The following is a 25584-nucleotide window of genomic DNA, read 5'->3' as shown; positions in this document are numbered from 1 at the left end:
CCGTCATTCGAAAGGAAAGTGAGTACCCGTTGTACGCCGAGGCCAGCACACCGGCCGTCCGCCACGCCCTGCTGCCGCTGCGGCTGTTCCTCGGCGTCACCTTCGTCTACGCCGGGTTGGACAAGCTCGCCGACCCGCACTACCTGGGCGGCCTGGCCGACCCCGGCTCCTTCGCCGCCCAGGCGCACGCCGCCGCTCGGCAGAGCCCGATCGGCGCGCTGCTCGACCTCGCGGTGCGGGCGCCCACGCCGACCGGCCTGGTGATGGCCTTCGGCGAACTGGCGGTCGGGCTCGGCGTCCTGGTCGGGCTGTGGGGACGGATCGCCGCGGTCGGCGGGGCGCTGATCAGCCTCTCGCTGTTCCTCGGTGTCAGCTGGGGGGTGCACCCGTACTACCTGGGCAACGACCTGGTCTATCTGATGGCCTGGCTGCCGCTGGTGCTGGCCGGGACGCCCGCCTTCTCGCTGGACGCGCTGATCTCCCGCCGGGCAGTCGCGGCCCCGGCCGGTACCAACGGCGGCGGTGGCGGCGGCAGTGGCCGCCGCCAGGTGCTGGTGGACAGCGCCATCGCCGCGCTGGCGGTGGCCGGCACCGGCCTGCTCGCCGGCACGGCCGTGGCCCGGTCCCGCGCCGAGGCCGCCCCGGCCGCCGCTCCGGGCTCCGACGCCGTCCCGGTCAAGGCCGCCGTCCCCGGCGGCGGCGCCGCCGGTGCCGCCGGGCCGAGCGTCCCGGCCGCCTCGGTCCCGGTCGGCGGCGGGGTCCGCACCACCGCGCCCGGCAGCGGCGACCCGGTGTACGTGGTCCAGCCCGAGGCCGGGACGTACGCCGCCTTCTCCGGCGTCTGCACCCACTCCGGCTGCACGGTGAAGCCGCCCAAGGACGGAAAGTTCGTCTGCCCCTGCCACAACTCCTGCTTCGACGCGGCCACCGGCGCCGTCCTGCAGGGCCCCGCCACCAGGGCGCTGGCCCGGATCGGCGTCACCCGCTCCGGCGACCAGCTGCGTCTGGCGGAGTAGCCCGCGCCAGAGCCACCCCTGGGGGTGTCTGACGGGTCTCCGTGGGTGAAGGAGCGGTGTCCGGTGCGTGCGATCGCAAGGCGCCGGAGCGCCCTTGTAGCGGAGCTACCAGGGCGTTTCGGCAACGCGGCGAGCGTGCGTGCCGGGCGCCGCGACGCCGCGGAGACCCGTCAGGCACCCCCTACGCCGCCGGGGGCACGGTCAGCCCCCAGGCGGCGGGCTCGACCGTCCAGGTGCGCTGCTGGACCGGGCCGCCGGGGCTGTCGTCGGCCTCGTAGGTGAAGCTGGTGGACGGGCCGCCGGTGACGGTGATCCGCCGGGCCCGCAGCCGTTGCGGGCCGCCCGACAGCGAGGCCGCGCTGACCAGGATCTCCATCAGCCCGCTGTCCCCGTCCGCAGCGCAGCCGCCGGCGCCGCCCCTGGTGCCCGCGTTCCAGGCGGCGACCAGCTGGATCGGGTGCTCCAGGTCGGCCAGCAGCCGTCCGTCCGCCTCGACCAGCAGGGCCTGTCCCGGGCCGCTGCGGGCCGGCAGCAGCTGTGCGGCGACGGTACGGGCGGCGCGGCCCAGCTGGGTGCCCCATTCCCGGCAGGCGGAGGGCAGCGGGACGCCTCGCCCGGCCGCAGCTTTGTTCGCCCTGAGCGAACGCTCCGCGGCCGGGCCGCGGAGCTGCGGCGGCACGCCGGAACGTCCCGTTCCGGCGGTCGGCCGGGCTCCCGGCGCGCCGCCGCGGCCGGGCTCCGCCGCTGCTCCGAGGCCCTGTCCCGGTCCGCCCCTGCCGGGGATCCGGAGCCCGCCGAGAACCACCCCGCCGCTCTCGTCCACCAGCAGCCCCAGGCTGCGCACACAGCCGCTGACGACCGCCCTGGCCGCGTCCACCGGACGTCCGGCCGCCCCCAGTGACCTGGCCAGGACTACTTTTTCTCCCTTTCCGACCGGGATGATCCCGACCGGTCCCGAGGACAGTCCCGACTGCTCATGCAACAGCTGCACCACCTGATGCAGGGCATGGTCGTCACCGATCAGAACCAGTCGTCTTCCGCCCCTTCGCGAAAGCGTTCGCTCCAGTTCATCGAGGCTGCGCGGGACCACCAGCTTCACCTCGAAGGCGGCCCCGAGGACGTCCCTGGCCACCCTCACCGATTCCCCGTCCAGGGCCAGGGCCGCGGGGGAGACCACCACCAGGACGGGCTCTCCCGCCGATCGCGCAGCCGACACCGCGCTCCTTCCTCGGGTAATCTCTCGGTGTAAGAGCCCCTTGCGCTGTTGCGCCAGGGGCTTGGTCTATCCGGGGCCAGAACGGCGGCCTTCCGCCGTCTGTTGTGCCCCGCCCGAAAGGGGTGTACGCCTGTGCCCGCACTCGTGCTGGTCGGCGCTCAGTGGGGCGACGAGGGCAAGGGGAAGGCCACCGACCTCCTCGGTGGCTCGGTCGACTACGTAGTCCGCTTCCAAGGCGGCAACAATGCCGGTCACACGGTGGTGGTAGGCGATCAGAAGTACGCACTGCACCTGCTTCCCTCGGGCATTCTCAGCCCGACATGCACACCGGTGATCGGCAACGGCGTGGTCATCGACCCCGGCGTCCTGTTCTCCGAACTGGTGGGCCTGCAGGACCGCGGCGTGGACACCTCCAAGCTCCTGGTCTCCGGAAACGCGCATCTGATCACCCCGTACCACCGGACCCTGGACAAGGTCTCCGAGCGGTTCCTGGGCAAGCGCAAGATCGGCACCACCGGTCGCGGCATCGGCCCGACCTATGCCGACAAGATCAACCGGGTCGGCATCCGGGTCCAGGACCTGTTCGACGAGAGCATCCTGCTGCAGAAGGTCGAAGCGGCCCTGCACGACAAGAACCAGATCCTGGTCAAGCTCTACAACCGCCGCGCGGTCCCGGTCGAGCTGGTGGTCGAGGAGTACCTCGGCTACGCCGAGAAGCTGCGCCCCTACGTGGCGGACACCGTCCTGGTGCTGAACAAGGCGCTGGAGCAGAACAAGGTCGTGCTGATGGAGGGCGGCCAGGGCACCCTGCTGGACGTGGACCACGGCACGTACCCCTTCGTCACCTCGTCCAACCCGACCGCCGGCGGCGCCTGCACCGGCTCCGGCATCGGCCCGACGAAGATCGACCGGGTGATCGGCATCCTCAAGGCCTACACCACCCGGGTCGGCTCGGGCCCGTTCCCGACCGAGCTGCTGGACGAGGACGGCGACGCGCTGCGCCGGATCGGCGGCGAGCGGGGGGTCACCACGGGCCGCGACCGCCGCTGCGGCTGGTTCGACGCCCCGATCGCCCGCTACGCGACCCGGGTCAACGGCCTGACCGACTTCTTCCTCACCAAGCTGGACGTGCTCACCGGCTGGGAGCAGATCCCGGTCTGCGTGGCGTACGAGATCGACGGCAAGCGGGTGGAGGACCTCCCGTACTCGCAGACCGACTTCCACCACGCGAAGCCGATCTACGAGAACCTGCCGGGCTGGTCCGAGGACATCACCAAGGCGCAGACCTTCGAGGACCTGCCGAAGAACGCCCAGGCGTACGTCAAGGCGCTGGAGGAGATGTCCGGCGCGCCGATCTCCGCGATCGGGGTCGGCCCCGGCCGCACCGAGACCATCCAGATCCGCTCGTTCCTGTCGTAGCAGCGACGGCGTTCCGCCGACGGCCCCACCGCGCACACCGCGGTGGGGCCGTTTGCCTGCCCCGGCGCTTAATTGTACTAATGCAGAATACAATTGCGCTTAGTTCAAAGCTTCCCTAGAGTCGGAGCCATGCCTGCAAAGACTCCCGCGCCCACCGTCCTCCAGGGCCGTCACATCCGCCTGGAGCCGCTCACCCCGCTGCACGTCCCCGGCCTCTTCGCCGCCGGCGGCGGGGACGAGGAGGTGTGGCGCTGGCTGCCCGTCAGCACCCCGCGCACCGAGGCCGAGCTGCGCGCCGTGGTGGACGGCCTGCTCGCCGCCGGTCCGGCCGAGCAGATCGCCTTCGCCGTGGTCGACCTGGCCTCCGGCAGGGCGGTCGGCTGGACCACGTACCTGGACATCGCCCCGGTCGACGAGCGGCTGGAGATCGGCTGGACCTGGTACGGCCGCGCCGTCTGGCGCACGGCGGCGAACAGCGAGGCGAAGCTGCTGCTGCTGACGCACGCCTTCGAGGACCTCGGCATGGGCCGGGTGCAGTGGAAGACCGACCACCTGAACACCCGCTCGCAGAACGCCATCGCCCGGCTGGGCGCGCAGCGCGAGGGCGTGCTGCGCCGGCACCGGCTGCGCCCGGACGGCTCCTGGCGCGACAGTGTGTACTTCTCGATGCTCGCGGCCGAGTGGCCCGAGGCCAAGGCCCGGCTCACCGACCGTCTCGCGAAGGGCTGACACCGTGTCGGATCTGACCGTCGACCAGGTCCGCCCGGAGGACCGCCCGCGCTGGCGCGAGCTGTTCGAGGGCTACGCCGCCTTCTACTCCGTCCCGCTGACCGGGGCCGACTACGACCGGGTGTGGTCCTGGATCCAGGACCCGGCCCGGGGGACCCACTGCCTGGTGGTCCGGGACGCGCCGGACGGCCCGCCGTTCGGCCTGGCCCACTACCGGGCCTACGACTCGCCGCTGCGCGGCACCGCCGGCTTCCTCGACGACCTGTTCGTGGATCCGGCCCGCCGGGGCGGCGGCGGCGCGGACGCGCTGCTCGCCGCGCTGGCGCGGATCGCCGCCGAGGAGGGCTGGGGGACGGTCCGCTGGAACACGGCGGAGAACAACTACCGGGCCCGGTCGGTCTACGACCGCCACGCCGAGAAGACGGTCTTCCTGACCTACGCGATGGCGGCCGACACTCTGTAGCCCTCCCGCCCCATCAGCGAACAGGCTGTCGCTGCCGACGGCGGAAACCGCTCCGTAGGCTTCGGCCATGAGCATCTCTGTCGACTCCGCAGCGGGGCAGGCCGTCAAGGCCGCCGACCGTGCCCACGTCTTCCACTCGTGGTCCGCGCAGGCCCTGATCGACCCCCTCGCCGTCGCCGGCGCGGAGGGCTCGTACTTCTGGGACTACGAGGGCAACCGCTTCCTCGACTTCTCCTCGCAGCTGGTGAACACCAATATCGGCCACCAGCACCCCAAGGTGGTCGCGGCGATCCAGGAGCAGGCCGGCAAGCTCTGCACCTTCGCCCCGGCCTTCGCGGTGGACGTGCGCAGCGAGGCGGCCCGGCTGATCGCCGAGCGCACCCCCGGTGACCTGGACAAGATCTTCTTCACCAACGGCGGCGCCGAGGCAAACGAGAACGCCATCCGGATGGCCCGGCTGCACACGGGTCGACAGAAGGTCATGTCGACCTACCGCTCGTACCACGGCGCCACCGCCAACGCGATCGCGCTGACCGGCGACCCGCGCCGCTGGGCCAACGAGACCGGCGTGTCCGGCATCGTGCACTTCTGGGGCCCGTACGCCTACCGCTCCCAGTTCCACGCCGAGAACGAGGCGCAGGAGTGCGAGCGGGCGCTGGCGCACCTGGAGGCGACCATCGCCTTCGAGGGCCCGCAGACGGTGGCCGCGATCATCCTGGAGACCGTGGTCGGCACGGCCGGCATCCTGATCCCGCCGGCCGGCTACCTGGCCGGGGTCCGCGAGATCTGCGACCGCTTCGGCATCGTCCTCATCCTGGACGAGGTCATGGCCGGATTCGGCCGTACCGGCGCCTGGTTCGCCGCCGACCACTGGGAGGTCGTCCCGGACCTGCTGACCTTCGCCAAGGGCGTCAACTCCGGTTACGTCCCGCTGGGCGGGGTGGCCATCAGCGGGGCGATCGCCGAGACCTTCGCCGAGCGGCCGTTCCCCGGCGGGCTCACCTACTCGGGCCACCCGCTGGCCTGCGCCTCCGCCGTGGCGACCATCAACGCCATGGCCGAGGAGGGCATCGTCGAGCACGCCAGGCACCTCGGCGAGACCGTGATCGGCCCCGGCCTGCGGGAACTGGCGGACCGTCACCCGTCCATCGGCGAGGTCCGCGGCCTGGGCGTGTTCTGGGCGCTGGAGCTGGTCAAGGACCGCGCCACCCGTGAGCCGCTGACCCCGTACAACGCGGCCGGCCCGGCCGCCGCGCCGATGGCCGAGCTGGCCGCGGCCTGCAAGCGGCGGGGTCTGTGGCCCTTCGTCAACATGAACCGGCTGCATGTGGTGCCGCCGTGCAACAGCAGCGGGGCCGAGGTCAAGGAGGGCCTGGCGATCCTGGACGAGGTGCTGGCCCTCGCCGACGCGCACACGGTGTGACGCAAACCCCCTCCCAGCTCACCCAGAGTGCTACCGGCCCCGTAATTCACGGCTCCCCGTGGATGCGGGGCCTTACTCTTGGGCCTCGGGCCATAGGCCGTCACCGGCCACGCCGTCATCACGGGAAGGAAGCGCAGTGCCGCCACCCAGTGCCCTCACGCCTCCCTTCGCCGCCCGCGCGGCGCTCAAGCGCAGCAGCCTGCGCGAGCAGGTCGCCGGGGCGCTGCGGGACGAGATGATGGCCGGGCGCCTCCCCGCCGGCACCCACTTCACGGTCAAGGAGATCGCCGAGCTGTACGGGGTCTCCGCGACCCCGGTCCGGGAGGCGCTGGTCGACCTCGCCGCCCAGGACCTGCTGTGGATGGAGCACAACCGCGGCTTCACCGTGCCCAAGCTGGCCTGGGCCGACTTCGTCGACATCGTCGAGGCCAGGACCCTGGTCGCGGACGGGATGTTCCGGCGTCTCGGCAGCCGCCTCGCGGTCATCGACCGGGAGCGGATCCCCTCGCTCCAGCGCCGGGCCGACGCGGCCGTGCGGGCCGCCCGCGCGGGGCAGCTGGACGTGCTGGTCGGCTGCGACCGCCGGTTCTGGGCCGAGCTGGCCGAACTCGTCGGCAACCGCAAGCTCACCGGCTACCTGGACTGGCTCCGGGTGCAGTACTGGATCTTCTCCGCCCCCCATCTGCGCGGCCGGGCCGACCTGGCCGCGCACTGCTGGTCCGGGCATGTGGAGCTGACCGAGCGGCTGGTCGCCCGGGACCGCTCGGCGGTGCACCGGATGCTGGTCGACCACAGCCGGGAGTCGCTGCGGCACATGGCCGAGCTCTGCGGCGAGAGCGCCGAGGACTGTCTGGCCGGCTACGAGGACCTGCCCGCCGTGCCGGCCCAGCGCGCGGCCCCCTGCGAGACCTCCTGACGGCCGTGGCGCCGGGCGATATCGTGTGGGGACCATGCCCCTAACCGGTGCAGCCGCACCCAGGAGTGCCCGTGGCCTGTGACATCTGGCTGGTCCCGCTCGTCGACGTGCTCGTGCACAGTCCGGAGAACCCCTTCGCCGAGGACCTGGCGATCTACAACGCCTCGCTCGCCGCCCACGACCTGCCTCCGGTGCCGGTGTTCCGGTACATGCCGGGGCTGAGCGGCGACGTCGAGCCGATCGCCGCGTTCGACTACGAGTCGCTGCACTACCTCCGCCGCGCCTACCTGCTGCAGCTCACCAACCTCCCGGTGACCCCGGTCGACGGGCTGGGCGGCGACTACGAGCAGCTGCTGGAGATGTTCGAGGAGACCGCCGAGCAGTCCCACCTGGTCTGGCACTTCGACCACGCCGGGGCCTATGTCCCGATCGAGTTCGAACGGCCGATCGTGGACGACGCGCTGCTGGCGAGCGGCGGCCCGCTGGGATCGCTGCACGGGCTGCTGCGCGAGCTGGAGGCGGTGGCCCCCTGGATCGGCATCGACCACCAGTCGCCGCCGGTCCCGGTCCGCCCGGTCGCCCCGACCACGCTGGAAGGGCCGGCCCACCCGCCGGCCGGCAACGACGGCCCGTTCTCCCGCGAACGCCACGCCTGGACCGGCCTGCACGCCGCCGCGATCCGCGCCCTCGGCCAGGGCTCCATGGTCGTCTTCGCCTGAGCCGGGCCCGACCGAGCACAGAAAGGGGGGCCGCCGTCGGCGGCCCCCCTGCTGTCGGTACGGCTAGCGCAGCGGGCCCTCCGGCGGGCGCTGCCGCGGCATGGTCGGACGTCCGCCCAGCGGCGGCAGCACCCGTACCTGCGCGCCCGAGCCCTCGGCCCGGCCGCCCCAGGCGCCCGGGGTCTGCGTCGGCAGCTGGGACATCTGGGCCCGGAACTCCAGCATCCACTCCGAGGTCTCGGTCCTGACCATGTCCGAGACGTCCTCGCAGAACCGGCGCAGCACGCCGAGGCAGCGCTCGGCCGCCTCGCTCGCGGTGCCCTCGGTCGGGCCGAGCACCTCGCGCACGCACTCCGAGGCCCAGTCGAACTGGAAGGCCTCAAGACGGCGCTGCAGCGCCTGCCCGGTGCTGACGTCGCGCATCCAGCCGCTGGTCAGGCCGAAGCCCCGGTCCGCGCCCAGGCAGGCGCCGGCCAGCAGCAGCAGGACGTAGCCCCAGGCCGCAGCGCCGTGCCAGACATGGGTGAGGTCGATCAGCGGCAGCACCGCGCCGGCCACGCCGAACAGCGCGGCCAGGTAGCGCAGGGTGCGGGCGCCGAAGCGTTTCCAGCGGCGGTCGCGGGCGTACCAGTCGATGGCCTCGACCGCGCGCTCCTCGGACCAGCGGTAGAGCTCCTCGAGGCGCTCGGCGGGCTCGCCCCAGTCACCCAGCGGGAACTGGCGGATACTGAGGTCGCGTCCATTGCCGGTCGCCACCTTCTGCGGCTGCGCCGGGGCGGCGCCGACCTGCTCGTCGATACCGGAGTCCGCGCCCCACGGACTCTCTTCGGGCTGCATTTCAGGCTGGCTCACCGTGGGAACTCCCTGTCCTTCCGGCCCATCGGACCCGATCGTCCCAGGTGCCACTGACACAGCACTGCCCTCAGCCCTCCTGGTTCCAAGCCACTTCTTACCGCCAAATGGCTGAGCATGGGGTCGTTCCGCTCGGATTAGGGCCTGAAATCGTCAACGAAACCGCTGACAGGCACCCCTGCTCCGGGCGGCCCCTTCTCACCCTTACGGGTGGGTGGCCCGCAGGAGCGTACCTGACCCGGGTGTCCCGGGGCTCTCGGAAGCCGCCGCTCCGCCAGGCACTAAGCTCACTCCTGTGAAGGTCCTTGTAATCGGCGGCGGCGCCCGCGAACACGCCCTGTGCCGCGCGCTCTCGCTCGACCCCGACGTCACCGAGCTCTTCTGCGCCCCCGGCAACGCCGGGATCGCCCAGATCGCCCGGACCCACCCGGTCGACCCGCTGGACGGCACCGCCGTGGCCGACCTCGCGGTCGCCCTCGGGGCGGAGTTCGTCATCGTCGGCCCGGAGGCCCCGCTGGTGGCGGGGGTGTCCGACGCCGTCCGCGGCCGGGGCATCCCGGTGTTCGGCCCGAGCGGCGAGGCCGCGCGGCTGGAGGGCTCCAAGGCCTTCGCCAAGGACGTGATGGCCGCCGCCGGCGTGCCCACCGCGCGCTCCTACCTGTGCACCGACGTGGCCGAGGCCGCCGAGGCGCTGGACGCCTTCGGCGCCCCCTACGTGGTCAAGGACGACGGCCTGGCCGCGGGCAAGGGCGTGGTGGTCACCGCCGACCTCCAGGTCGCGCTGGACCACGCCGCCTCCTGCGACCGGGTGGTCATCGAGGAGTACCTGGACGGCCCCGAGGTCTCCCTCTTCGCCGTCACCGACGGCGTCACCGTGGTCCCGCTGCAGCCCGCCCAGGACTTCAAGCGCGCCTACGACGGCGACGAGGGCCCCAACACCGGCGGCATGGGCGCGTACTCCCCGCTGCCCTGGGCCGACCCCAAGCTGGTGGACGAGGTCCTGGAGACCGTGCTCCAGCCCACCGTGGACGAGCTGCGCCGCCGCGGCACCCCCTTCTCCGGGCTGCTCTACGCGGGCCTGGCGATCACTGCCCGCGGGGTCCGGGTGATCGAGTTCAACGCCCGCTTCGGCGACCCGGAGACCCAGGTCGTGCTGGCCCGGCTGAAGACCCCGCTGAACGGCTTCCTGTACGCCGCGGCCACCGGCTGCCTCGCCGACTTCCCCGGCCTGCGCTGGCGCGAGGGCGCGGCGGTGACCGTGGTGATCGCCGCCGAGGGCTACCCGGAGTCCCCGCGCGGCGGCGACCCGGTCACCGGCCTGGCCGAGGCGGAGGCCGAGGACGGCACCGCCTACGTCCTGCACGCCGGCACCAGGGCCGACGCGGACGGGACGGTGCTCAGCGCCGGCGGCAGGGTGCTCTCGGTCACCGCCACCGGTAAGGACATCCCGCAGGCCCGCGAGCGCGCCTACGCCGCCACCGCCCGGATCGGGCTGAAGGGCTCGCACCACCGCGGCGACATCGCCGCCAAGCTCTGAGGACCCGCCACCCGCCAGGCCCAACCCCCGCCCATGGCCTACCGATGACCCCGTCGGAGGCAAGAGGCGCAAGGACCCAACCGTTCGGGTGAAGGGAATCTCATCCGGCTGACGTCCGGCCGCATCGGGCCGTATGGTGCGCAGGACCGAAGCGACTCGGGTGCTCCCTGGGGGTGCCGCCCCCGCGCCGAGGGGGGAGGCTGCGGTCAGTGGGAATCACTTATCCGAGTGGTTCCGGACCGTTCCTGGAACACCACGGCCGGGTCGCTCGTCGTCACAGTGGACAGGCGGACCCGGCTCCAGTGGAGTCAGTCGAGTCGGTGGTTGGGGGTGACCGAACAATGGCCGGAGTCGAAGCAGCACGCGACCGCGCCCAGGCGGTGCTGCGCGTCCGCGGCGCGGCCCTCGCGGTCGCCGCGCTGCCGACGGCCGCCGCCGCGGTGCTGATCGCGGGCGGGGTCACCGGACGGCTCGGCGCGGCCGGGGCTCCGGACGCCGCCGGGTGGGACGTCGCGCGGTGGGTGGTCGGCGCGATAGCCCTGCTGGTCCTGCTCTCGGCCCTGGCCTTCGCGGTCGTGCTGCGCCGGGTGGCCCTGCCGCAGGTCCCCGCGGTGCAGATCGCCGAGACCGAGGCGCCCGAGCTGTACCGCCTGGTCCGTGACCTCGCGGAGCGGATGGACGTACCGGCCCCGGCCCGGGTGGCGCTCACCCCGGACTGCGACAGCTGGCTGGAGGACCCCCTGCCCGGCGCCCCGTGCGAGGCCGCGCCCTCGTCCGCGGCCCGGCCGCACTCGGACGCGCTGGGCCGGGAGACCGCCGCACCGCCCGCGCCGACCCTGGTCATCGGCTCCCCGTTCATGTGGTGGATGCGGGTCGCCGAGCTGCGGGCCCTGCTGGCCCCGGTGGTGGCCGGCACCGCCTGCTCCGCCGACCCGGACATAGCGGCGGCCCGCCGCTTCGTACGGGCGCTGGACGCCACCCTGGGCCTCGCCGCCGACCTGGCCGACCGCTCCGCCTGGCTGCGCCCGGCGGCGGCCCTGCTGGGCCGGGTGTCCGGGCTGCTGCTGCACCGCTGCCGGGCCCATGCCGCCGAGATGGAGCGCGCCGTCGCCAGCTGGGCCTCCGAGCAGGCCAGGCAGGTCGACTACGGGCTGCGGATCGCCGCCCAGGAGCAGGTCGGCCTGGCCTACGCGGGCTGGGACCGGCTGCTGACCCGGGTCGCCCTCCCGGCCTGGCGGATCGGCCGCTGGCCCGGACGCCTGGACGCCGGCGTGGTGGCCGCGCTGACCGAGCTCTCCCGCCGCGACCGCCTCGCCGAGGGCTTCGAGACCCGGCTCGGCGAACGCCCCGCCTGCGACCTGCTGGAGGAGCCCGGCCGGATCGACGAGGCCGTCTCGCTGCTGGCCGCCCGGCTGTTCCACGGCGACGGCGGGGCCGACGGCGGCGCGGCCACCGCCCGGTGGGCCCCGGTCGACTGGGCCGACTACCCGGTCGCCGTGGTCGAGCGGATCTGGCGGGCGCAGTCTGCCGAACTGGTCGGCCTGCTGGAACCGGACGGCACCGACCGCGCCATCGACCGGCTGCTGCACCGGCTCCACGACGGCGCCGCAGAGGAGCTGGCCGGCGCGCTGACGAGCCGTCGGCTGCGGGCCGCCCCGCCGCCGCAGCCGGAGTTCCAGCTGCAGCCCCCGCGCACCGGACGCGACCTGCTCGGCGAGCACCTCACCGCGCTGGTCTGCTGCGCCGCCGTGGACAGCGGCGCGGCCGAGCCAGGGCTGGACTGGCTCGACGGCCCGGTGCTGCTGGTCGGCGGGGTGCGGCGGACCGATCTGGCCGCCCCGGTCGCCCTCGCCGTGGAGCACGGCGACGACCGCCCGCTGCGCGCCTGGCTGGACGAGATCGGCATCCGGGTGGAGAAGCCCGTGCGCCTGCCCTGACGTTGACAGCTCGTCAGCACGTACGATGAGTGCACACGTGGTGAGCGGGCGGACGCGTAAAGTGACGTTCCGTCACCGGGCGGGCGCCGCAGCGCCCATGAACCACCGCCGCAGGAGCACAGGGCATCGCACAGGGCATGCAGTCAGGGGGAGCGGAGCGTGAGCGCGGAGCAGATCCGCCGCTGGGAGTCGGGAGCGCTCGCCCACGGCGTCACCGACCCGTTCGGCCAGGGCCCGCTGCCCTGGCTCCGCGGGACGGACCGGTACTTCGACGACACCGGCCTGATGGTCCCCTGGTACGTCGACCTCGGCCAGACCCAGGGCCAGCTGCCCCGGGCCAGGACCGCGCCCGAGGCCGACCAGCGCCCTGCCCTGGGCGGCCCGCGCACCTCCGACGACGTCGGCAGCCAGATCAAGGGCTTCGCCGCGGCGGCGGTCGACCTGGGCGGCGCGCTGGACCTGAGGGTCAGCGTCGGCACCGCCCAGGAGTTCACCGTCGACGTCTACCGGATCGGCCACTACGGCGGCGCCGGCGCCTGCCACGTCGCCGCGAGCCCCCGGGTCTCCGGGCTGATCCAGCCGGCCCCGCTGGTGGCCGGCCGGACCGTCTCCTGCCACCACTGGTGGATGTCCTGGCGGCTGCAGATCCCGGCGCACTGGAGCCCCGGCGCCTATGTCGCGGTGCTCACCACCGCTGACCACCGGCACCGCGGCCACATCCCGTTCACGGTCAGGGCCAACAAGGCGGCCGACCTGCTGCTGCTGCTCCCCGACGTGACCTGGCAGGCGTACAACCTCTACCCGGAGGACGGCAGGACCGGCGCCAGCCTCTACCATGCCTGGAACGAGAAGGGCGAGCTGCTGGGCGAGGAGGAGGCCGCGACCACGGTCTCCTTCGACCGCCCGTACGCCGGGGCCGGGCTGCCGCTGCACATCGGCCACGCCTACGACTTCATCCGCTGGGCCGAGCGCTACGGCTACGACCTGGCCTACGCCAACGCCACCGACCTGCACACCGGTCGGATCGACCCGCAGTGCTACCGCGGCCTGGTCTTCCCCGGCCACGACGAGTACTGGTCCGCCCCGATGCGGGACGCGGTCGAGGCCGCCAGGGACAGCGGCACCTCGCTGGTCTTCCTCAGCGCCAACACCATGTACTGGCAGGTGGAGCTGGACCCGGGGATCACCGGGGAGCCGGACCGGCTGCTGACCTGCCGCAAGCGCCAGCACCCGGCGGGCGGCAGCGGCGGCTCCGGGTCGGTGCTCTGGCGCGACCTGGGCCGCCCCGAACAGCACCTGATGGGCATCCAGTACGCGGGCCGGGTCCCCGAGCCGGTCCCGATGGTGGTCCACAACACCGACCACTGGCTCTGGGAGGGCACCGGACTGCGGGACGGCGACCGGGTCCCCGGCCTGGTCGCGGGGGAGTCCGACCGCTACTTCCCCCGGGTGGCGCTGCCGGTGCACACCGAGCGCACGCTGCTGGCGCACTCCCCCTACCGGGACGCCAAGGGCGCGCTGCAGCACCAGGAGACCTCGCTCTACCGGGCCCCCGGCGGCGGTTACGTCTTCGCCAGCGGCACCTTCGCCTGGTCGCCCGCGCTGGACCGTCCCGGGCACACCGACGAGCGGGTCCAGCGGGCCACCGCCAACCTGCTGGACCGTATCTGCAAGGTGCACTGAGCCGGAGGCCCTCGAATCCTCTGTGAAAGACTCGGGTCGGCCACCCCCACCCGAGAACTTCCACCGAGGGACATGTCGTGAGCGGATTCGTCGAGAAGCCCCAGCCGGTCCAGGTGCCCGGTCTGGTCCATCTGCACACCGGCAAGGTGCGTGACCTGTACCGGAACGAGGCCGGTGAGCTGGTCATGGTCGCCAGCGACCGCACGTCCGCCTTCGACTGGGTGCTGCCCACCGAGATCCCGGACAAGGGCCGGATCCTCACCCAGCTGTCGCTCTGGTGGTTCGACAAGCTGGCCGACCTGGTCCCGAACCACGTCCTCTCGACCGAGGTGCCGGCCGGGGCCCCGGAGGGCTGGGCCGGCCGCACCCTGGTCTGCCGCAGCCTGGAGATGCTCCCGGTCGAGTGCGTGGCCCGCGGCTACCTCACCGGCTCGGGCCTGGTGGAGTACGACCGGTTCCGGACGGTCTGCGGCATCGCCCTGCCGGAGGGCCTGGTCGACGGCTCCGAGCTGCCCGCCCCGATCTTCACCCCGGCGCTCAAGGCCGAGGTCGGCGACCACGACGAGAACGTCCCCTACGAGGAGATCGCCCGCCGGATCGGCGCCGAGACCGCGACCCAGCTGCGGCAGACCACCCTGGCCGTGTACGGGCGGGCCCGCGACATCGCCAGGGACCGGGGGATCATCCTGGCCGACACCAAGTTCGAGTTCGGCCTGGCCGGCGGTGAGCTGGTCATCGGCGACGAGGTGCTGACGCCGGACTCGTCCCGCTTCTGGCCGGCCGACGAGTGGGAGCCGGGCCGGGCCCAGCGCTCCTTCGACAAGCAGTTCATCCGCGACTGGCTGGCCTCGCCCGCCTCCGGCTGGAACCCCCGCTCGGAGGAGCCGCCGCCGGCCCTGCCCGAGGAGATCATCGCCCAGAGCCGCGCCAAGTACGTCGAGGCGTACGAGCGCCTCACCGGACAGAACTGGGTCTGATCCCGGCCGACCGGCCCCGCCGCGGGGGACAGCGGCGGGGCCGGGGCCGCGGACAACTGTCTGAAAACACCTCAGGGGCGAACTCTTTCGAGTTCGCCCCTGAGGGATGGAGCGGATGACGGGATTCGAACCCGCGACCCTCACCTTGGCAAGGTGATGCTCTACCACTGAGCCACATCCGCATGGCGTTCGCCGTCTTCCGGCGTGAACCACTCTACCTGATCCGCAACCTGGCCAGCGCCAGGTTTTCGGCTGGTACGAGTCGAGCAGGTGACAGGGATTGCACACTGTGCCTCTCCCCTGGAAGGGGAGCGCTCTACTACTGAGCTACACCTGCGAGCCCACCCCGTTGACCTGGGCCTTTCGGCTTCCGTCTCCGGCGTGCTCCGCTGAAGAGAACACTAGCCCATGGATCGGGGCTGATCCACGAGGGTGGGTGATTTGAGAGCAATGCCCCCGAAAGTCCCTTTTGTAAAGCGACGCAGCGTCAGCCGACGCGGCGTCAGCTCGCCTCGGCGAACGCCTCGTACACGTGCTTGGGCAGCCGGCCCCGCGCGGGCAGGTCGATCCCGCGGGACTGCGCCCAGGCGCGGACCGTCGCCGGGTCCGGCGCGATCTCGGTCCGGCGCAGCGCCTTGCCGCCACGGCTCTGCTTGCGACCGGCCGCCACATACGGGGCGAGCGCATCGCGCAGCTTTCCCGCGTTTCGGGCAGACAGGTCGATCTCGTACGACTTCCCGTCCACAGCGAAGTGAACCGTTTCCTCGGCTGCTCCGCCGTCGATGTCGTCAGAGAGAGTTACCACTACGCGCTGAGCCATGGAAGCCAATCCTCTCGGATTTCGCCGAGGCCGTAGCAGCAGCTGAAACCCGCAGGTCGCAGGTACATTTTGGACGTCCACGAGACTGCGGACGCCGCTTGTCTTCCGGATGCTAGCCGTAGCCGCGACCCGTGCCCGCCATTCTGCCCCTAAAGTGCCCCAAAATCGAAGAGGCAAGTTTTTCTGTCTGCTATTCCGTGTCGGTTCGAGACCTCGTCGACACCTGAGGGAAACCTGCATAATGCGGAGAATGGGGCAATTTCCGACATGATTTACAGCCGTACTCCGCAGTAGCCCGTTGTGTGAACCTCCGCACGTCACCCCCGTTCTACGCGCGTCGCACCGGCGGATCATCCAAGGGCCCGCCGTTCCCCCAGTAGAGTGGGGGCTCCCCCCGCACCACACTTCACCGGGAGTACCCGTGGCACGCGTCGTTGTCGACGTCATGCTCAAGCCGGAGATCCTCGACCCCCAGGGCCAGGCGGTGCAGCGTGCGCTGCCGCGCCTCGGCTTCGCCGGGATCGCGGACGTCCGCCAGGGCAAGCGCTTCGAGCTGGAGCTGGAGGGGCCCGTCGACGACGCCGCCCTCGCCCGCATCCGCGAAGCCGCCGAGACCTTCCTCGCCAACACCGTGATCGAGGACTTCACCGTGTACGTGGAGGAGGAGAAGTGACCGCACGCATCGGCGTTGTCACTTTCCCCGGCTCCCTGGACGACCGCGACGCCCAGCGCGCCGTGCGCCTGGCCGGCGCCGAGCCGGTCGCCCTGTGGCACCGCGACAAGGATCTGCACCAGGTCGACGCGGTGGTGCTGCCCGGCGGCTTCTCCTACGGCGACTACCTGCGCTGCGGCGCCATCTCGCGCTTCTCGCCGGTGATGGACACGATCATCGAGCAGGCGAAGGCCGGCTTCCCGGTCCTCGGCATCTGCAACGGCTTCCAGGTGCTCTGCGAGTCGCACCTGCTGCCCGGCGCGCTGACCCGCAACGACAGCCTGCACTTCGTCTGCCGCGAGCAGAAGCTCCGGATCGAGAACGCGGGCACCGTCTGGACCAGCTCCTACGAGCAGGGCCAGGAGATCACCGTTCCGCTGAAGAACGGCGAGGGCCGCTTCGTCGCCGACGAGCGCACCCTGGACGCCCTGGAGGCGGAGGGCCGCGTGGTCGCCCGCTACCTGGACGTCAACCCCAACGGCTCCTACCGCGACATCGCGGGCATCAGCAACGCCGCGGGGAACGTCGTCGGCCTGATGCCGCACCCCGAGCACGCGGTCGAGCCGCTGACCGGCCCCGGCACCGAGGGGCTCGGTTTCTTCACCTCGATCCTGAAGCAGCTGGTGGGCATCTGATGACCCTGGACACCGTCAAGAACGCCGCACAGACCCCCGACGCCCAGCAGCCCTGGGTCGAGCTGGGCCTCAAGGCCGACGAGTACACCCGGATCCGCGAGATCCTGGACCGCCGCCCCACCGGGGCCGAGCTGGCCATGTACTCGGTGATGTGGTCGGAGCACTGCTCCTACAAGTCGAGCAAGGTCCACCTCAAGCAGTTCGGCGAGAAGAAGCCCGATACGGACGCCATGCTGGTCGGCATCGGCGAGAACGCGGGTGTGGTCGACGTCGGCCAGGGCTACGCGGTCACCTTCAAGATCGAGTCGCACAACCACCCGTCCTACATCGAGCCGCACCAGGGCGCGGCCACCGGGATCGGCGGCATCGTCCGCGACATCCTGGCCATGGGCGCCCGTCCGGTCGCGGTCATGGACCCGCTGCGCTTCGGCGCCCCGGACCACGCGGACACCCGGCGGGTGCTGCCCGGGATCGTCTCCGGCATCGGCAGCTACGGCAACTGCCTGGGCCTGCCCAACATCGGCGGCGAGGTCGTCTTCGACCCCTGCTACCAGGGCAACCCGCTGGTCAACGCGCTCTGCGTGGGCGTGATGAAGCACGAGGACATCCACCTCGCGCAGGCGTCCGGGGCCGGCAACAAGGTCATCCTCTACGGGGCCCGCACCGGCGGCGACGGCATCGGCGGCGTCTCGGTGCTGGCGTCCGAGACCTTCGCCGACGGCGGTCCGACCAAGCGCCCCGCGGTGCAGGTCGGCGACCCGTTCCAGGAGAAGCTGCTGATCGAGTGCACCCTGGAGATCTTCAAGGAGAAGCTGGTCCTGGGCATCCAGGACCTCGGCGGCGCCGGCCTCTCCTGCGCCACCAGCGAGCTGGCCTCGGCCGGCTCCGGCGGCATGCGGGTGGAGCTGGACACCGTCCCGCTGCGCGACGCGACGCTCTCGCCCGAGGAGATCCTCATGAGCGAGTCGCAGGAGCGCATGTGCGCGATCGTCGAGCCCGGCAAGGTCGAGCGCTTCCTGGAGATCTGCGAGAAGTGGGACGTGATCGCCACCGTCATCGGTGAGGTCACCGAGGGCGAGCGGCTGGAGATCTTCTGGCACGGCGAGCAGATCGTGGACGTGCCCCCGCGCAGCGTCGCCCACGACGGCCCGACCTACCACCGCCCCTACGCCCGCCCGTCCTGGCAGGACGCGCTGCAGGCCGACGCCCCCACCGCGGAGCGGCTGAAGCGGCCCGCGAGCGGCGACGAGCTGCGCGCGGCCGTGCTGCAGCTGGTCGGCTCGCCGAACCAGGCCGACAAGTCCTGGATCACCTCGCAGTACGACCGCTTCGTGCTCGGCAACACGGTTCTCTCCACCCCGGAGGACTCGGGCATGATCCGGATCGACGAGGAGACCAACCTCGGCGTCGCCCTCGCCACCGACGGCAACGGCCGGTTCGCCAAGCTCGACCCGTACACCGGCGCGCAGCTGGCCCTGGCCGAGGCGTACCGCAATGTCGCCGCGACCGGCGCCAAGCCGCTGGCGGTCTCCGACTGCCTCAACTTCGGCTCCCCCGAGGACCCGGACGTGATGTGGCAGTTCGCCGAGGCCACCCGCGGCCTGGCCGACGCCTGCCTGGTCCTGGGCACCCCGGTGACCGGCGGCAATGTCTCGCTCTACAACCAGACCGGCGAGGTCGCCATCCACCCGACCCCGGTGGTCGCGGTGCTCGGCGTGATCGACGACGTCAACCGGCGGACCCCGATCGCCTTCGAGGAGGAGGGCCAGCTGGTCTACCTGCTCGGCGACACCGCCGACGAGCTGGGCGGCTCGGCCTGGACCCAGGTCGCGCACGACCACCTCGGCGGCCTGCCGCCCAAGCTGGACCTGGAGCGGGAGCGGCTGCTCGCCGAGATCCTGATCTCCGGCTCCCGCGACGGCATGGTCGACGCGGCGCACGACCTCTCCGACGGCGGCCTGGTCCAGGCGCTGACCGAGAGCTGCCTGCGCGGCGGCAGGGGCGCCCGGATCGTGGTCCCGGCCGACCTCGACCCGTTCGTGTTCCTGTTCTCGGAGTCGGCCGGACGCGCCGTCGTGGCCGTGCCGCGCAGCGAGGAGCTCCGCTTCACCGAGATGTGCGGCGTGCGCGGCCTGCCCGCCACCCGGATCGGCGTGGTGGACGGCGACGTGCTGGAGGTCCAGGGCCAGTTCACGCTGTCGCTCGACGAGCTCCGCGAGGCCCACACCGGGGTCATCGAGGCCCTGCTCGCCTGACGGAACGTCATCCCGCGGTACCGCTGCCCCCGAAGGCCTCCCCGGCCGGTCGGGGGCAGCGTCGCTTGCGGTAGCTTCCGAGGCATGACCGACGACGCCCTCGACCTGTTCCAGCAGCACCGGCCGGTGCTCTTCGGCATCGCCTACCGGATGCTCGGCAGCGCCTCGGACGCCGAGGACATCCTGCAGGACGCCTGGCTGAGCTGGAGCAGGGTCGACACCGCCGGCGTCGCCGAGCCCCGCGCCTACCTGGCCCGTACGGTCACCAACCTCTCGCTGAACCGGCTCGGCTCGGCCGCCGTCCGGCGCGAGACCTATGTCGGCACCTGGCTGCCGGAGCCGCTGGTGACCGTCCCGGACGCCGGCGGCGAGGTGGAGCGGGCGGAGACGGTCTCACTGGCGATGATGGTGGTGCTGGAGTCCCTCTCACCGCTGGAACGCGCGGTGTTCGTGCTCAAGGAGGTCTTCGGCTTCGCCCACGCCGAGATCGCCGCGATGCTGGAGCGCACCGAGGCGGCGGTACGCCAGGTCGGCAGCCGGGCCAAGGCCCACGTCCAGGCCGGGCGGCCCCGCTACGAGGCCCCGCCGGAGCTGCGCCGCCGGGTCACCGAGGAGTTCCTCGCCGCCTGCGTCGGCGGCGACCTGAACCGGATGATGGAGATGCTCGCGCCGGAGGTGACCCTGTGGTCCGACGGCGGCGGCAAGGTCAAGGCGGCGCTGCGGCCGATCACCGGGGCGGACAAGGCGGCCCGCTGGATCCTCGGTATCCTGCTCAACCGGCCGGTCCCGGACCTGGCGGTGCACCGGGTCGACATCAACGGCCAGCCCGGCCTGCTGTTCAGCTCGGGCGCGGCGGTCGACAGCGTGATGGTGGTGGAGCTGGACCAGACCGGGATCACCGCCATCCGGCTGGTCCGCAACCCCGACAAGCTCCGCCGCATCACCGTTCCGAAGGACTGACCTGCCGCCTCGGCCGGAAGCGGGAGACCGCCACCCCGGCCAGGCACAGGGCGCCGCCGGCCAGGGCCACCGCGGGCGGGACCTCGCCCAGGATCAGCCAGCCCAGCAGGATGGAGATCGGCGGCACCAGGTACGTGGTCACGCCCAGCCGTCCGGCGCTGGTCCGGGCCAGGGCGTAGGCCCAGGTGGTGAAGGCGACGGCGGTCGGCAGCACGCCCAGGTAGAGCGCCCAGAGCAGCGGCGACGCGGAGGCGTGCGCGGTCTCGTGGACCAGGGCCGGGGCGAACGGCAGGCAGGAGACCGCGCCGACGGTACAGGCCAGCCAGGTGACCTGGAGCGCGGACACCCGGGCCAGCAGCGGCTTCTGGATCACCACCGCACAGGCGTAGGCCAGCGCCGCGGCGAAGCACAGCAGCGCGGCCCAGCCCATCGACGAGGAGCCGCCGCTCCTGGGCGAGGAGAGCCCGATCACCACCAGGCCGGCCAGCGAGAAGACGATTCCCGCCATCAGCGGCCTCGGGAAGCCCTCCCGCAGCACCACCCCGGCGATCAGCGCCATCAGCACCGGGCCGACCCCGATCAGCATCGACGCCGTCCCCGCGTCCACCAGCCGCTCGGCGGCGTTCAGCCCGACGTTGTAGATCCCGAACCAGAGCACCCCGCAGGCCGCGATCTTCGGCAGGTCCCGGCGGGCCGGGAACGGCTCGCGCCGGTAGGCGACGAACCCGCCGAGCACCGCGCTGCCGACCAGCAGCCGCGCCAGCGCCAGCGGTCCCGGCTGCAGCGCGTGCCCGGCCGAGCGGATGCCGACGAAGGCCGAGGCCCACAGCACCACGGTGACCCCGGCCGCGAGCGAGGCCAGCAGCGGCTTCGGACGGGGTGGAGCGGCGGCGGGGGCGGACGGGGCGAGAACGGGTTCGGTGCGCATGACAGCAGCGTCGCCGTGGTTGTGTCCTGGCGGCAAGCGGGATTCGTGCCTACCCTCGCTCACATGCCGCCAGCCGCCTCCGCGCCGAGGACCCCGCCGAAGAACGCCGGTACCCGTACGCCCAGGGCCCGCAGCTACGACCCGACCAGGATCAGGACCGCCCTCGCCGCGCAGGCCGAGGTGCTGCGCGGCGCCGTCCACGAGCTCTGCACCGGCCCGGAGCCGGAGGCCCGGCTGGCCGGACCGACCCGGCTCGGGGACTGGCGGGTACGGGAGCTGGTGGCGCACCTCGGCACGGTCTTCGACGCGGTGTCCCGCAAGGCCGGCCTCGACGGCGGCCCGGGCGAGCCGCTGTCGCTCACCGGCTGGGTGGCCGCCACCCGCACCGAGGCCCCGGCCATCGCCGCCGTGGCCCAGGAGCAGGCCGCGGCCGAGCAGCGCTACGGCGGCACCCCGGCCGAGGTGGACGCGGCGGTCGCCGCCTCCGTCGAGCGGATGCTGAAGACCCTGGCCGACGCCCCCGGCTTCGCCCCGGGGCTGCGCACCCCCACCCGCTTCGGCCCGATGCTGTTCACCGACTACCTGGTCACCCGGGTGCTGGAGACGGTGGTGCACGGCGACGACCTGGCCGCCGCGCTGGGGACCGGGCTGCCGCCGGACCGGCAGGCGCTGGCCGCGACCACCCGGCTGCTCGCCGACGCCCTGGCCGCGCAGGCCCCCGGCGGCGCGGTGGAGCTGCGGATCCCGCCGTTCGCCGTGGTCCAGTGCGTGGCCGGGCCCCGGCACACCAGGGGCACCCCGCCCAATGTGGTGGAGACCTCCCCGGCCGTCTGGATCCGGCTGGCGACCGGCCGCCGGAGCTGGGCCGAGGCGCTGGACGTGGCGGAACTCACGGCCAGTGGTGAGCGCAGCGACCTGTCCCGACTACTCCCCGTGATGGGCTGAGCGGATTCCGCCCCGGTCTACGCGCGTCCGGCGCGGTGCCGGTGACCTGCTGAATGTGCTCCGTTCGGTTGACGGCCCCGGACTGCCCTAGACTCGGTACCGTGCCACGCGGTGACGGACGACTCAGCCATGACCTCCTTCCCGGCGAGAAGGGCCCCCAGGACGCCTGCGGTGTCTTCGGTGTCTGGGCCCCCGGTGAAGAGGTCGCCAAACTCACCTATTTCGGGCTGTATGCCTTGCAGCACCGCGGACAGGAGTCCGCGGGCATCGCAGTGAGCAACGGTTCGCAGATCCTGGTCTACAAGGACATGGGCCTGGTCTCCCAGGTCTTCGACGAGACCTCGCTCGGCTCCCTGCTCGGCCACATCGCCGTCGGGCACTGCCGCTACTCGACCACCGGCTCCTCGGTCTGGGAGAACGCCCAGCCGACCTTCCGGGCCACCAGCCGCGGTTCGCTGGCGCTCGGCCACAACGGCAACCTGGTGAACACGGCCGAGCTGGCCGAGATGGTCGCCGAGCTGCCGGGCGAGCAGCACGTCTCCCGCTCCGGGCGCTCCGCGGTCACCAATGACACCGACCTGGTGACGGCCCTGCTGGCCGGCCACCCGGACCTGTCGATCGAGGAGACCGCGCGGCAGATCCTGCCCCGGGTCAAGGGCGCCTTCTCACTGGTCTTCATGGACGAGCAGACCCTCTACGCCGCCCGCGACCCGCAGGGCATCCGCCCGCTGGTGCTGGGCCGCCTGGAGCGCGGCTGGGTGGTCGCCTCGGAGACGGCGGCGCTGGACATCGTCGGCGCCTCCTTCATCCGCGAGGTCGAGCCGGGCGAGCTGATCGCCGTGGACGAGAACGGCCTGCGCACCTCCCGCTTCGCCGAGGCCAAGCCCAAGGGCTGCGTCTTCGAGTACGTGTACCTGGCCCGCCCGGACACCACCATCGCCGGGCGGAACGTCCACCTGTCCCGGGTGGAGATGGGCCGCCGGCTCGCCAAGGAGGCCCCCGCGGAGGCCGACCTGGTGATAGCGACTCCGGAGTCGGGCACCCCGGCCGCCATCGGCTACGCCGAGGCCAGCGGCATCCCCTACGGCTCGGGCCTGGTGAAGAACGCCTATGTCGGGCGCACCTTCATCCAGCCCAACCAGACCATCCGGCAGCTGGGCATCCGGCTGAAGCTGAACCCGCTCAAGGACGTCATCCGGGGCAAGCGGCTGGTGGTGGTGGACGACTCGATCGTCCGCGGCAACACCCAGCGCGCCCTGGTCCGGATGCTCCGCGAGGCCGGCGCGGCCGAGGTCCACATCCGGATCTCCTCGCCGCCGATCAAGTGGCCCTGCTTCTTCGGGATCGACTTCGCCACCCGGGCCGAACTGATAGCGAACGGCCTGTCGGTCGAGGAGATCGGCGCCTCCCTGGGCGCGGACTCGCTGGCCTTCATCAGCACCGAGGGCATGGTCGAGGCGACCGACCAGCCCCAGGAGCGGCTCTGCACCGCCTGCTTCACCGGCGAGTACCCGATGGAGCTGCCCGACCCGGAGCTGCTCGGCAAGCACCTGCTGGAGGCGGAGCTCGCCTCGGCCGGGAAGCCCCCGGCGACCCGTACCAACGCGGCCAAGCACCGCACCGACGCCGACGGCGTGCAGTCCATGGTCGGCGGCATCGGCGCCTCCGACGCCCTGCGCCGCCCCTGAGGCCCCCTGTGCCGCCCCGGGGCCCGCTGCGGGCCCCGGTGGGCACCACCACATCCTGAAAGGGCCGTTCCCGTGAGCGACCAGACCAGTCCGACCAACGGCCCCACCGGCGCCACCTACGCCGCGGCCGGCGTCTCGATCGAGGCGGGCGACCTCGCCGTCGAGCTGATGAAGCAGTGGGTCGGCAAGGCCACCCGGCCCGAGGTGGTCGGCGGCCTCGGCGGCTTCGCCGGGCTGTTCGACGCCAGCGCGCTGAAGCGCTACGACCGGCCGCTGCTGGCCTCGGCCACCGACGGCGTGGGCACCAAGGTGGCCCTGGCCGCGGCCATGGACAAGCACGACACCATCGGCCACGACCTGGTCGGCATGGTGGTGGACGACCTGGTGGTCTGCGGCGCCGAGCCGCTGTTCATGACCGACTACATCTGCGTCGGCAAGGTCCACCCGGAGCGGGTGGCCCAGATCGTCAAGGGCATCGCCGAGGGCTGTGTGCTGGCCGGCTGCGCCCTGGTCGGCGGCGAGACCGCCGAGCACCCCGGGCTGCTCGGCCCGGACGAGTACGACGTGGCCGGCGCGGGCACCGGCGTGGTCGAGGCGGACGCGCTGCTCGGCGCGGACCGGGTCCGGGCCGGTGACGTGGTGATCGCCATGGCCGCCTCCGGGCTGCACTCCAACGGCTACTCGCTGGTCCGCCACGTGCTGCTGAACGAGGCCGGCTGGAAGCTGGACCGCCAGGTCGAGGAGTTCGGCCGGACCCTCGGCGAGGAGCTGCTGGAGCCGACCCGGATCTACTCGCTGGACTGCCTGGCGCTGACCCGGGCCACCGAGGTCCACGCCTTCTCCCACGTCACCGGCGGCGGTCTGGCGGCCAACCTGGCCCGGGTCATCCCGGAGGGCCTGCACGCCCGTCTTGACCGCGGCACCTGGACCCCGCTGCCGGTGTTCCAGACGGTGGCGCAGGTCGGCCGGATGCAGACGCTGGAGATCGAGAAGACCCTGAACATGGGCATCGGCATGGTCGCCGTGGTCCCGCCGGAGTCCGTCGACACGGTCCTGGCGATCCTGGAGGACCGCGACGTGGAGGCCTGGCTGCTCGGCGACATCGTCGACCGCGCGGGGGACTGGAACAACGGCGGCGCAGCTCTGTACGGAACGTACGCCGAGTAGGACAGTATCCGGTACGGGGGCGCGGCCGAGGACGGCGGTGCCCCCGTCCAGTGCCGCACCTCCCCGCGGCGGCGGACGGGAACGCCGAATGGCCGACCCGGGTGGACCCGGATCGGCTATCGGCTGGCACAGAAGAGGTCAAGCGTGTTTGCGCTCGTCCTCTTCGTCGTCGTCCTCGCCGTTGTACAGCTGTGCGTACAAGGCGTACGGATCGTCGTCGTCATCCTCATCGTCCTCGACGGGCTCCGGATTCACCGGTTCCCTCGATGGCGATGCGCCCAGCTCGTTGGCCAGGCGTGACGGGTCGAAACCCACGTCGCCGTACTTCAGCTGGCGGGCGACCTTTGTCTGCTTGGCCTTGGCCCGGCCGCGCCCCATGGCTCGACCCCCTCAACGACGGGGCTCATGGCCCCGAGTCTTGACACGCGTTCATGATGAGGAACGACCCCTCGCCGGAGTGAGAGGGTCGGTCCTTAGAGCAATAACGGTACCTGCTTACAGCGCCGTACGGTACGCCGCCCGTACGAGATGCTGCACGCTGACCCCGGTTGTAACCATAACGATGCAGGTCACAGGGGTTATGAGCG

Annotated in this window: 23 protein-coding genes, 2 tRNA genes and 1 pseudogene; 19 read left to right on the top strand and 7 right to left on the bottom strand. The window is 72.4% G+C overall.

The window, feature by feature from the left end:
• Nucleotides 1-5: 5 nt before the first annotated feature.
• Nucleotides 6-488 (top strand): annotated as a pseudogene (locus ACEZDG_RS12740) (DoxX family protein); the annotation flags it as partial.
• Nucleotides 489-548: 60 nt separating this feature from the next.
• On the top strand, nt 549-1016 hold the full coding sequence (locus ACEZDG_RS12735) for a QcrA and Rieske domain-containing protein (RefSeq protein ID WP_380508514.1): 468 nt from the start codon (nt 549-551) through the stop codon (nt 1014-1016).
• Nucleotides 1017-1197: 181 nt separating this feature from the next.
• On the opposite strand, the gene ACEZDG_RS12730 is transcribed toward ACEZDG_RS12735, so the two are convergent.
• Entirely contained in the window at nt 1198-2232 is a 1035-nt protein-coding gene (locus tag ACEZDG_RS12730) for a diacylglycerol kinase family protein (RefSeq protein WP_380507242.1), read from the bottom strand.
• Nucleotides 2233-2364: 132 nt separating this feature from the next.
• On the opposite strand from ACEZDG_RS12730, the gene ACEZDG_RS12725 reads away from it, so the two are divergent.
• The 6 genes from ACEZDG_RS12725 to ACEZDG_RS12700 all read left to right on the top strand — a co-directional run bounded on the left by ACEZDG_RS12725 (nt 2365) and on the right by ACEZDG_RS12700 (nt 7901).
• Complete coding sequence (locus tag ACEZDG_RS12725; protein WP_380507239.1) at nt 2365-3651, top strand: adenylosuccinate synthase; 1287 nt, start codon at nt 2365-2367, stop codon at nt 3649-3651.
• A gap of 129 nt (nt 3652-3780) precedes the next feature.
• Nucleotides 3781-4380 (top strand): GNAT family N-acetyltransferase, encoded by a 600-nt coding sequence (locus ACEZDG_RS12720; RefSeq protein WP_380507236.1) that lies wholly within the window; start codon nt 3781-3783, stop codon nt 4378-4380.
• A gap of 4 nt (nt 4381-4384) precedes the next feature.
• A complete protein-coding gene (locus tag ACEZDG_RS12715; RefSeq protein ID WP_380507233.1) occupies nt 4385-4843 on the top strand; it encodes a GNAT family N-acetyltransferase in 459 nt (152 codons plus the stop codon).
• A gap of 67 nt (nt 4844-4910) precedes the next feature.
• On the top strand, nt 4911-6266 hold the full coding sequence (locus ACEZDG_RS12710) for an aspartate aminotransferase family protein (RefSeq protein ID WP_380507230.1): 1356 nt from the start codon (nt 4911-4913) through the stop codon (nt 6264-6266).
• 136 nt (nt 6267-6402) lie between these two features.
• Entirely contained in the window at nt 6403-7182 is a 780-nt protein-coding gene (locus ACEZDG_RS12705) for a GntR family transcriptional regulator (protein WP_380507227.1), read from the top strand.
• Nucleotides 7183-7253: 71 nt separating this feature from the next.
• Nucleotides 7254-7901, top strand: coding sequence for a hypothetical protein (locus tag ACEZDG_RS12700; RefSeq protein ID WP_380507224.1), 648 nt, complete (start codon nt 7254-7256; stop codon nt 7899-7901).
• 63 nt (nt 7902-7964) lie between these two features.
• Here ACEZDG_RS12700 and ACEZDG_RS12695 read toward each other — a convergent pair whose 3' ends face one another.
• A complete protein-coding gene (locus tag ACEZDG_RS12695; protein WP_380507222.1) occupies nt 7965-8753 on the bottom strand; it encodes an SLATT domain-containing protein in 789 nt (262 codons plus the stop codon).
• Nucleotides 8754-9048: 295 nt separating this feature from the next.
• Between ACEZDG_RS12695 and purD the strand changes: the two genes are divergently transcribed.
• The 4 genes from purD to ACEZDG_RS12675 all read left to right on the top strand — a co-directional run bounded on the left by purD (nt 9049) and on the right by ACEZDG_RS12675 (nt 14887).
• Nucleotides 9049-10290, top strand: coding sequence for a phosphoribosylamine--glycine ligase (purD, locus tag ACEZDG_RS12690; RefSeq protein ID WP_380507219.1), 1242 nt, complete (start codon nt 9049-9051; stop codon nt 10288-10290).
• 341 nt (nt 10291-10631) lie between these two features.
• A complete protein-coding gene (locus tag ACEZDG_RS12685; protein ID WP_380507216.1) occupies nt 10632-12227 on the top strand; it encodes a hypothetical protein in 1596 nt (531 codons plus the stop codon).
• A gap of 159 nt (nt 12228-12386) precedes the next feature.
• On the top strand, nt 12387-13910 hold the full coding sequence (locus ACEZDG_RS12680) for a N,N-dimethylformamidase beta subunit family domain-containing protein (RefSeq protein WP_380507213.1): 1524 nt from the start codon (nt 12387-12389) through the stop codon (nt 13908-13910).
• Nucleotides 13911-13987: 77 nt separating this feature from the next.
• Nucleotides 13988-14887: a phosphoribosylaminoimidazolesuccinocarboxamide synthase gene (locus tag ACEZDG_RS12675; protein ID WP_380507211.1), complete on the top strand. Its 900-nt coding sequence runs from the start codon at nt 13988-13990 to the stop codon at nt 14885-14887.
• 107 nt (nt 14888-14994) lie between these two features.
• Here ACEZDG_RS12675 and ACEZDG_RS12670 read toward each other — a convergent pair.
• The 3 genes from ACEZDG_RS12670 to ACEZDG_RS12660 all read right to left on the bottom strand — a co-directional run bounded on the left by ACEZDG_RS12670 (nt 14995) and on the right by ACEZDG_RS12660 (nt 15707).
• Nucleotides 14995-15069: transfer RNA gene (locus ACEZDG_RS12670), tRNA-Gly, on the bottom strand.
• An 83-nt stretch (nt 15070-15152) separates the two neighbouring features.
• Nucleotides 15153-15224, bottom strand: a tRNA-Gly gene (locus ACEZDG_RS12665).
• Nucleotides 15225-15389: 165 nt separating this feature from the next.
• Nucleotides 15390-15707 (bottom strand): histone-like nucleoid-structuring protein Lsr2, encoded by a 318-nt coding sequence (locus tag ACEZDG_RS12660; protein ID WP_380507208.1) that lies wholly within the window; start codon nt 15705-15707, stop codon nt 15390-15392.
• A gap of 421 nt (nt 15708-16128) precedes the next feature.
• On the opposite strand from ACEZDG_RS12660, the gene purS reads away from it, so the two are divergent.
• The 4 genes from purS to ACEZDG_RS12640 all read left to right on the top strand — a co-directional run bounded on the left by purS (nt 16129) and on the right by ACEZDG_RS12640 (nt 20269).
• Nucleotides 16129-16380 carry a phosphoribosylformylglycinamidine synthase subunit PurS gene (gene purS / locus ACEZDG_RS12655; RefSeq protein WP_380507205.1) on the top strand — a complete coding sequence of 84 codons (252 nt, stop codon included), beginning with the start codon at nt 16129-16131 and terminating at the stop codon, nt 16378-16380.
• Nucleotides 16377-17054, top strand: coding sequence for a phosphoribosylformylglycinamidine synthase subunit PurQ (purQ, locus tag ACEZDG_RS12650; protein WP_380507202.1), 678 nt, complete (start codon nt 16377-16379; stop codon nt 17052-17054). The genes purS and purQ overlap by 4 nt, the downstream gene beginning before the upstream one ends.
• Entirely contained in the window at nt 17054-19309 is a 2256-nt protein-coding gene (gene purL / locus ACEZDG_RS12645) for a phosphoribosylformylglycinamidine synthase subunit PurL (RefSeq protein WP_380507199.1), read from the top strand. Before purQ ends, purL begins: the two co-directional genes overlap by 1 nt.
• 84 nt (nt 19310-19393) lie before the next feature.
• On the top strand, nt 19394-20269 hold the full coding sequence (locus tag ACEZDG_RS12640) for an RNA polymerase sigma-70 factor (RefSeq protein WP_380507196.1): 876 nt from the start codon (nt 19394-19396) through the stop codon (nt 20267-20269).
• Here ACEZDG_RS12640 and ACEZDG_RS12635 read toward each other — a convergent pair.
• Complete coding sequence (locus ACEZDG_RS12635) at nt 20250-21197, bottom strand: DMT family transporter (protein ID WP_380507193.1); 948 nt, start codon at nt 21195-21197, stop codon at nt 20250-20252. The two genes, ACEZDG_RS12640 and ACEZDG_RS12635, sit on opposite strands and share 20 nt — an antisense overlap.
• Nucleotides 21198-21260: 63 nt before the next feature.
• On the opposite strand from ACEZDG_RS12635, the gene ACEZDG_RS12630 reads away from it, so the two are divergent.
• The 3 genes from ACEZDG_RS12630 (at nt 21261) to purM (ending at nt 24997) form a co-directional block, all read left to right on the top strand.
• A complete protein-coding gene (locus ACEZDG_RS12630) occupies nt 21261-22142 on the top strand; it encodes a sterol carrier family protein (RefSeq protein WP_380507190.1) in 882 nt (293 codons plus the stop codon).
• A 101-nt stretch (nt 22143-22243) separates the two neighbouring features.
• Complete coding sequence (gene purF, locus ACEZDG_RS12625; protein WP_380507187.1) at nt 22244-23830, top strand: amidophosphoribosyltransferase; 1587 nt, start codon at nt 22244-22246, stop codon at nt 23828-23830.
• Between the two features lie 72 nt (nt 23831-23902).
• Nucleotides 23903-24997, top strand: a complete 1095-nt coding sequence (purM, locus tag ACEZDG_RS12620; RefSeq protein ID WP_380507184.1) for a phosphoribosylformylglycinamidine cyclo-ligase — start codon at nt 23903-23905, stop codon at nt 24995-24997.
• A 138-nt stretch (nt 24998-25135) separates the two neighbouring features.
• Here purM and ACEZDG_RS12615 read toward each other — a convergent pair whose 3' ends face one another.
• Nucleotides 25136-25375, bottom strand: a complete 240-nt coding sequence (locus tag ACEZDG_RS12615; RefSeq protein WP_380507181.1) for a DUF3073 domain-containing protein — start codon at nt 25373-25375, stop codon at nt 25136-25138.
• Between the last annotated feature and the right edge of the window lie 209 nt (nt 25376-25584).

This window comes from Streptacidiphilus alkalitolerans (assembly GCF_042511045.1).
Taxonomy (GTDB): domain Bacteria; phylum Actinomycetota; class Actinomycetes; order Streptomycetales; family Streptomycetaceae; genus Streptacidiphilus; species Streptacidiphilus alkalitolerans.
The sequence above is the reverse complement of the archived record's forward strand: the minus strand, read 5'-3'. Positions and strand labels throughout refer to the sequence as shown.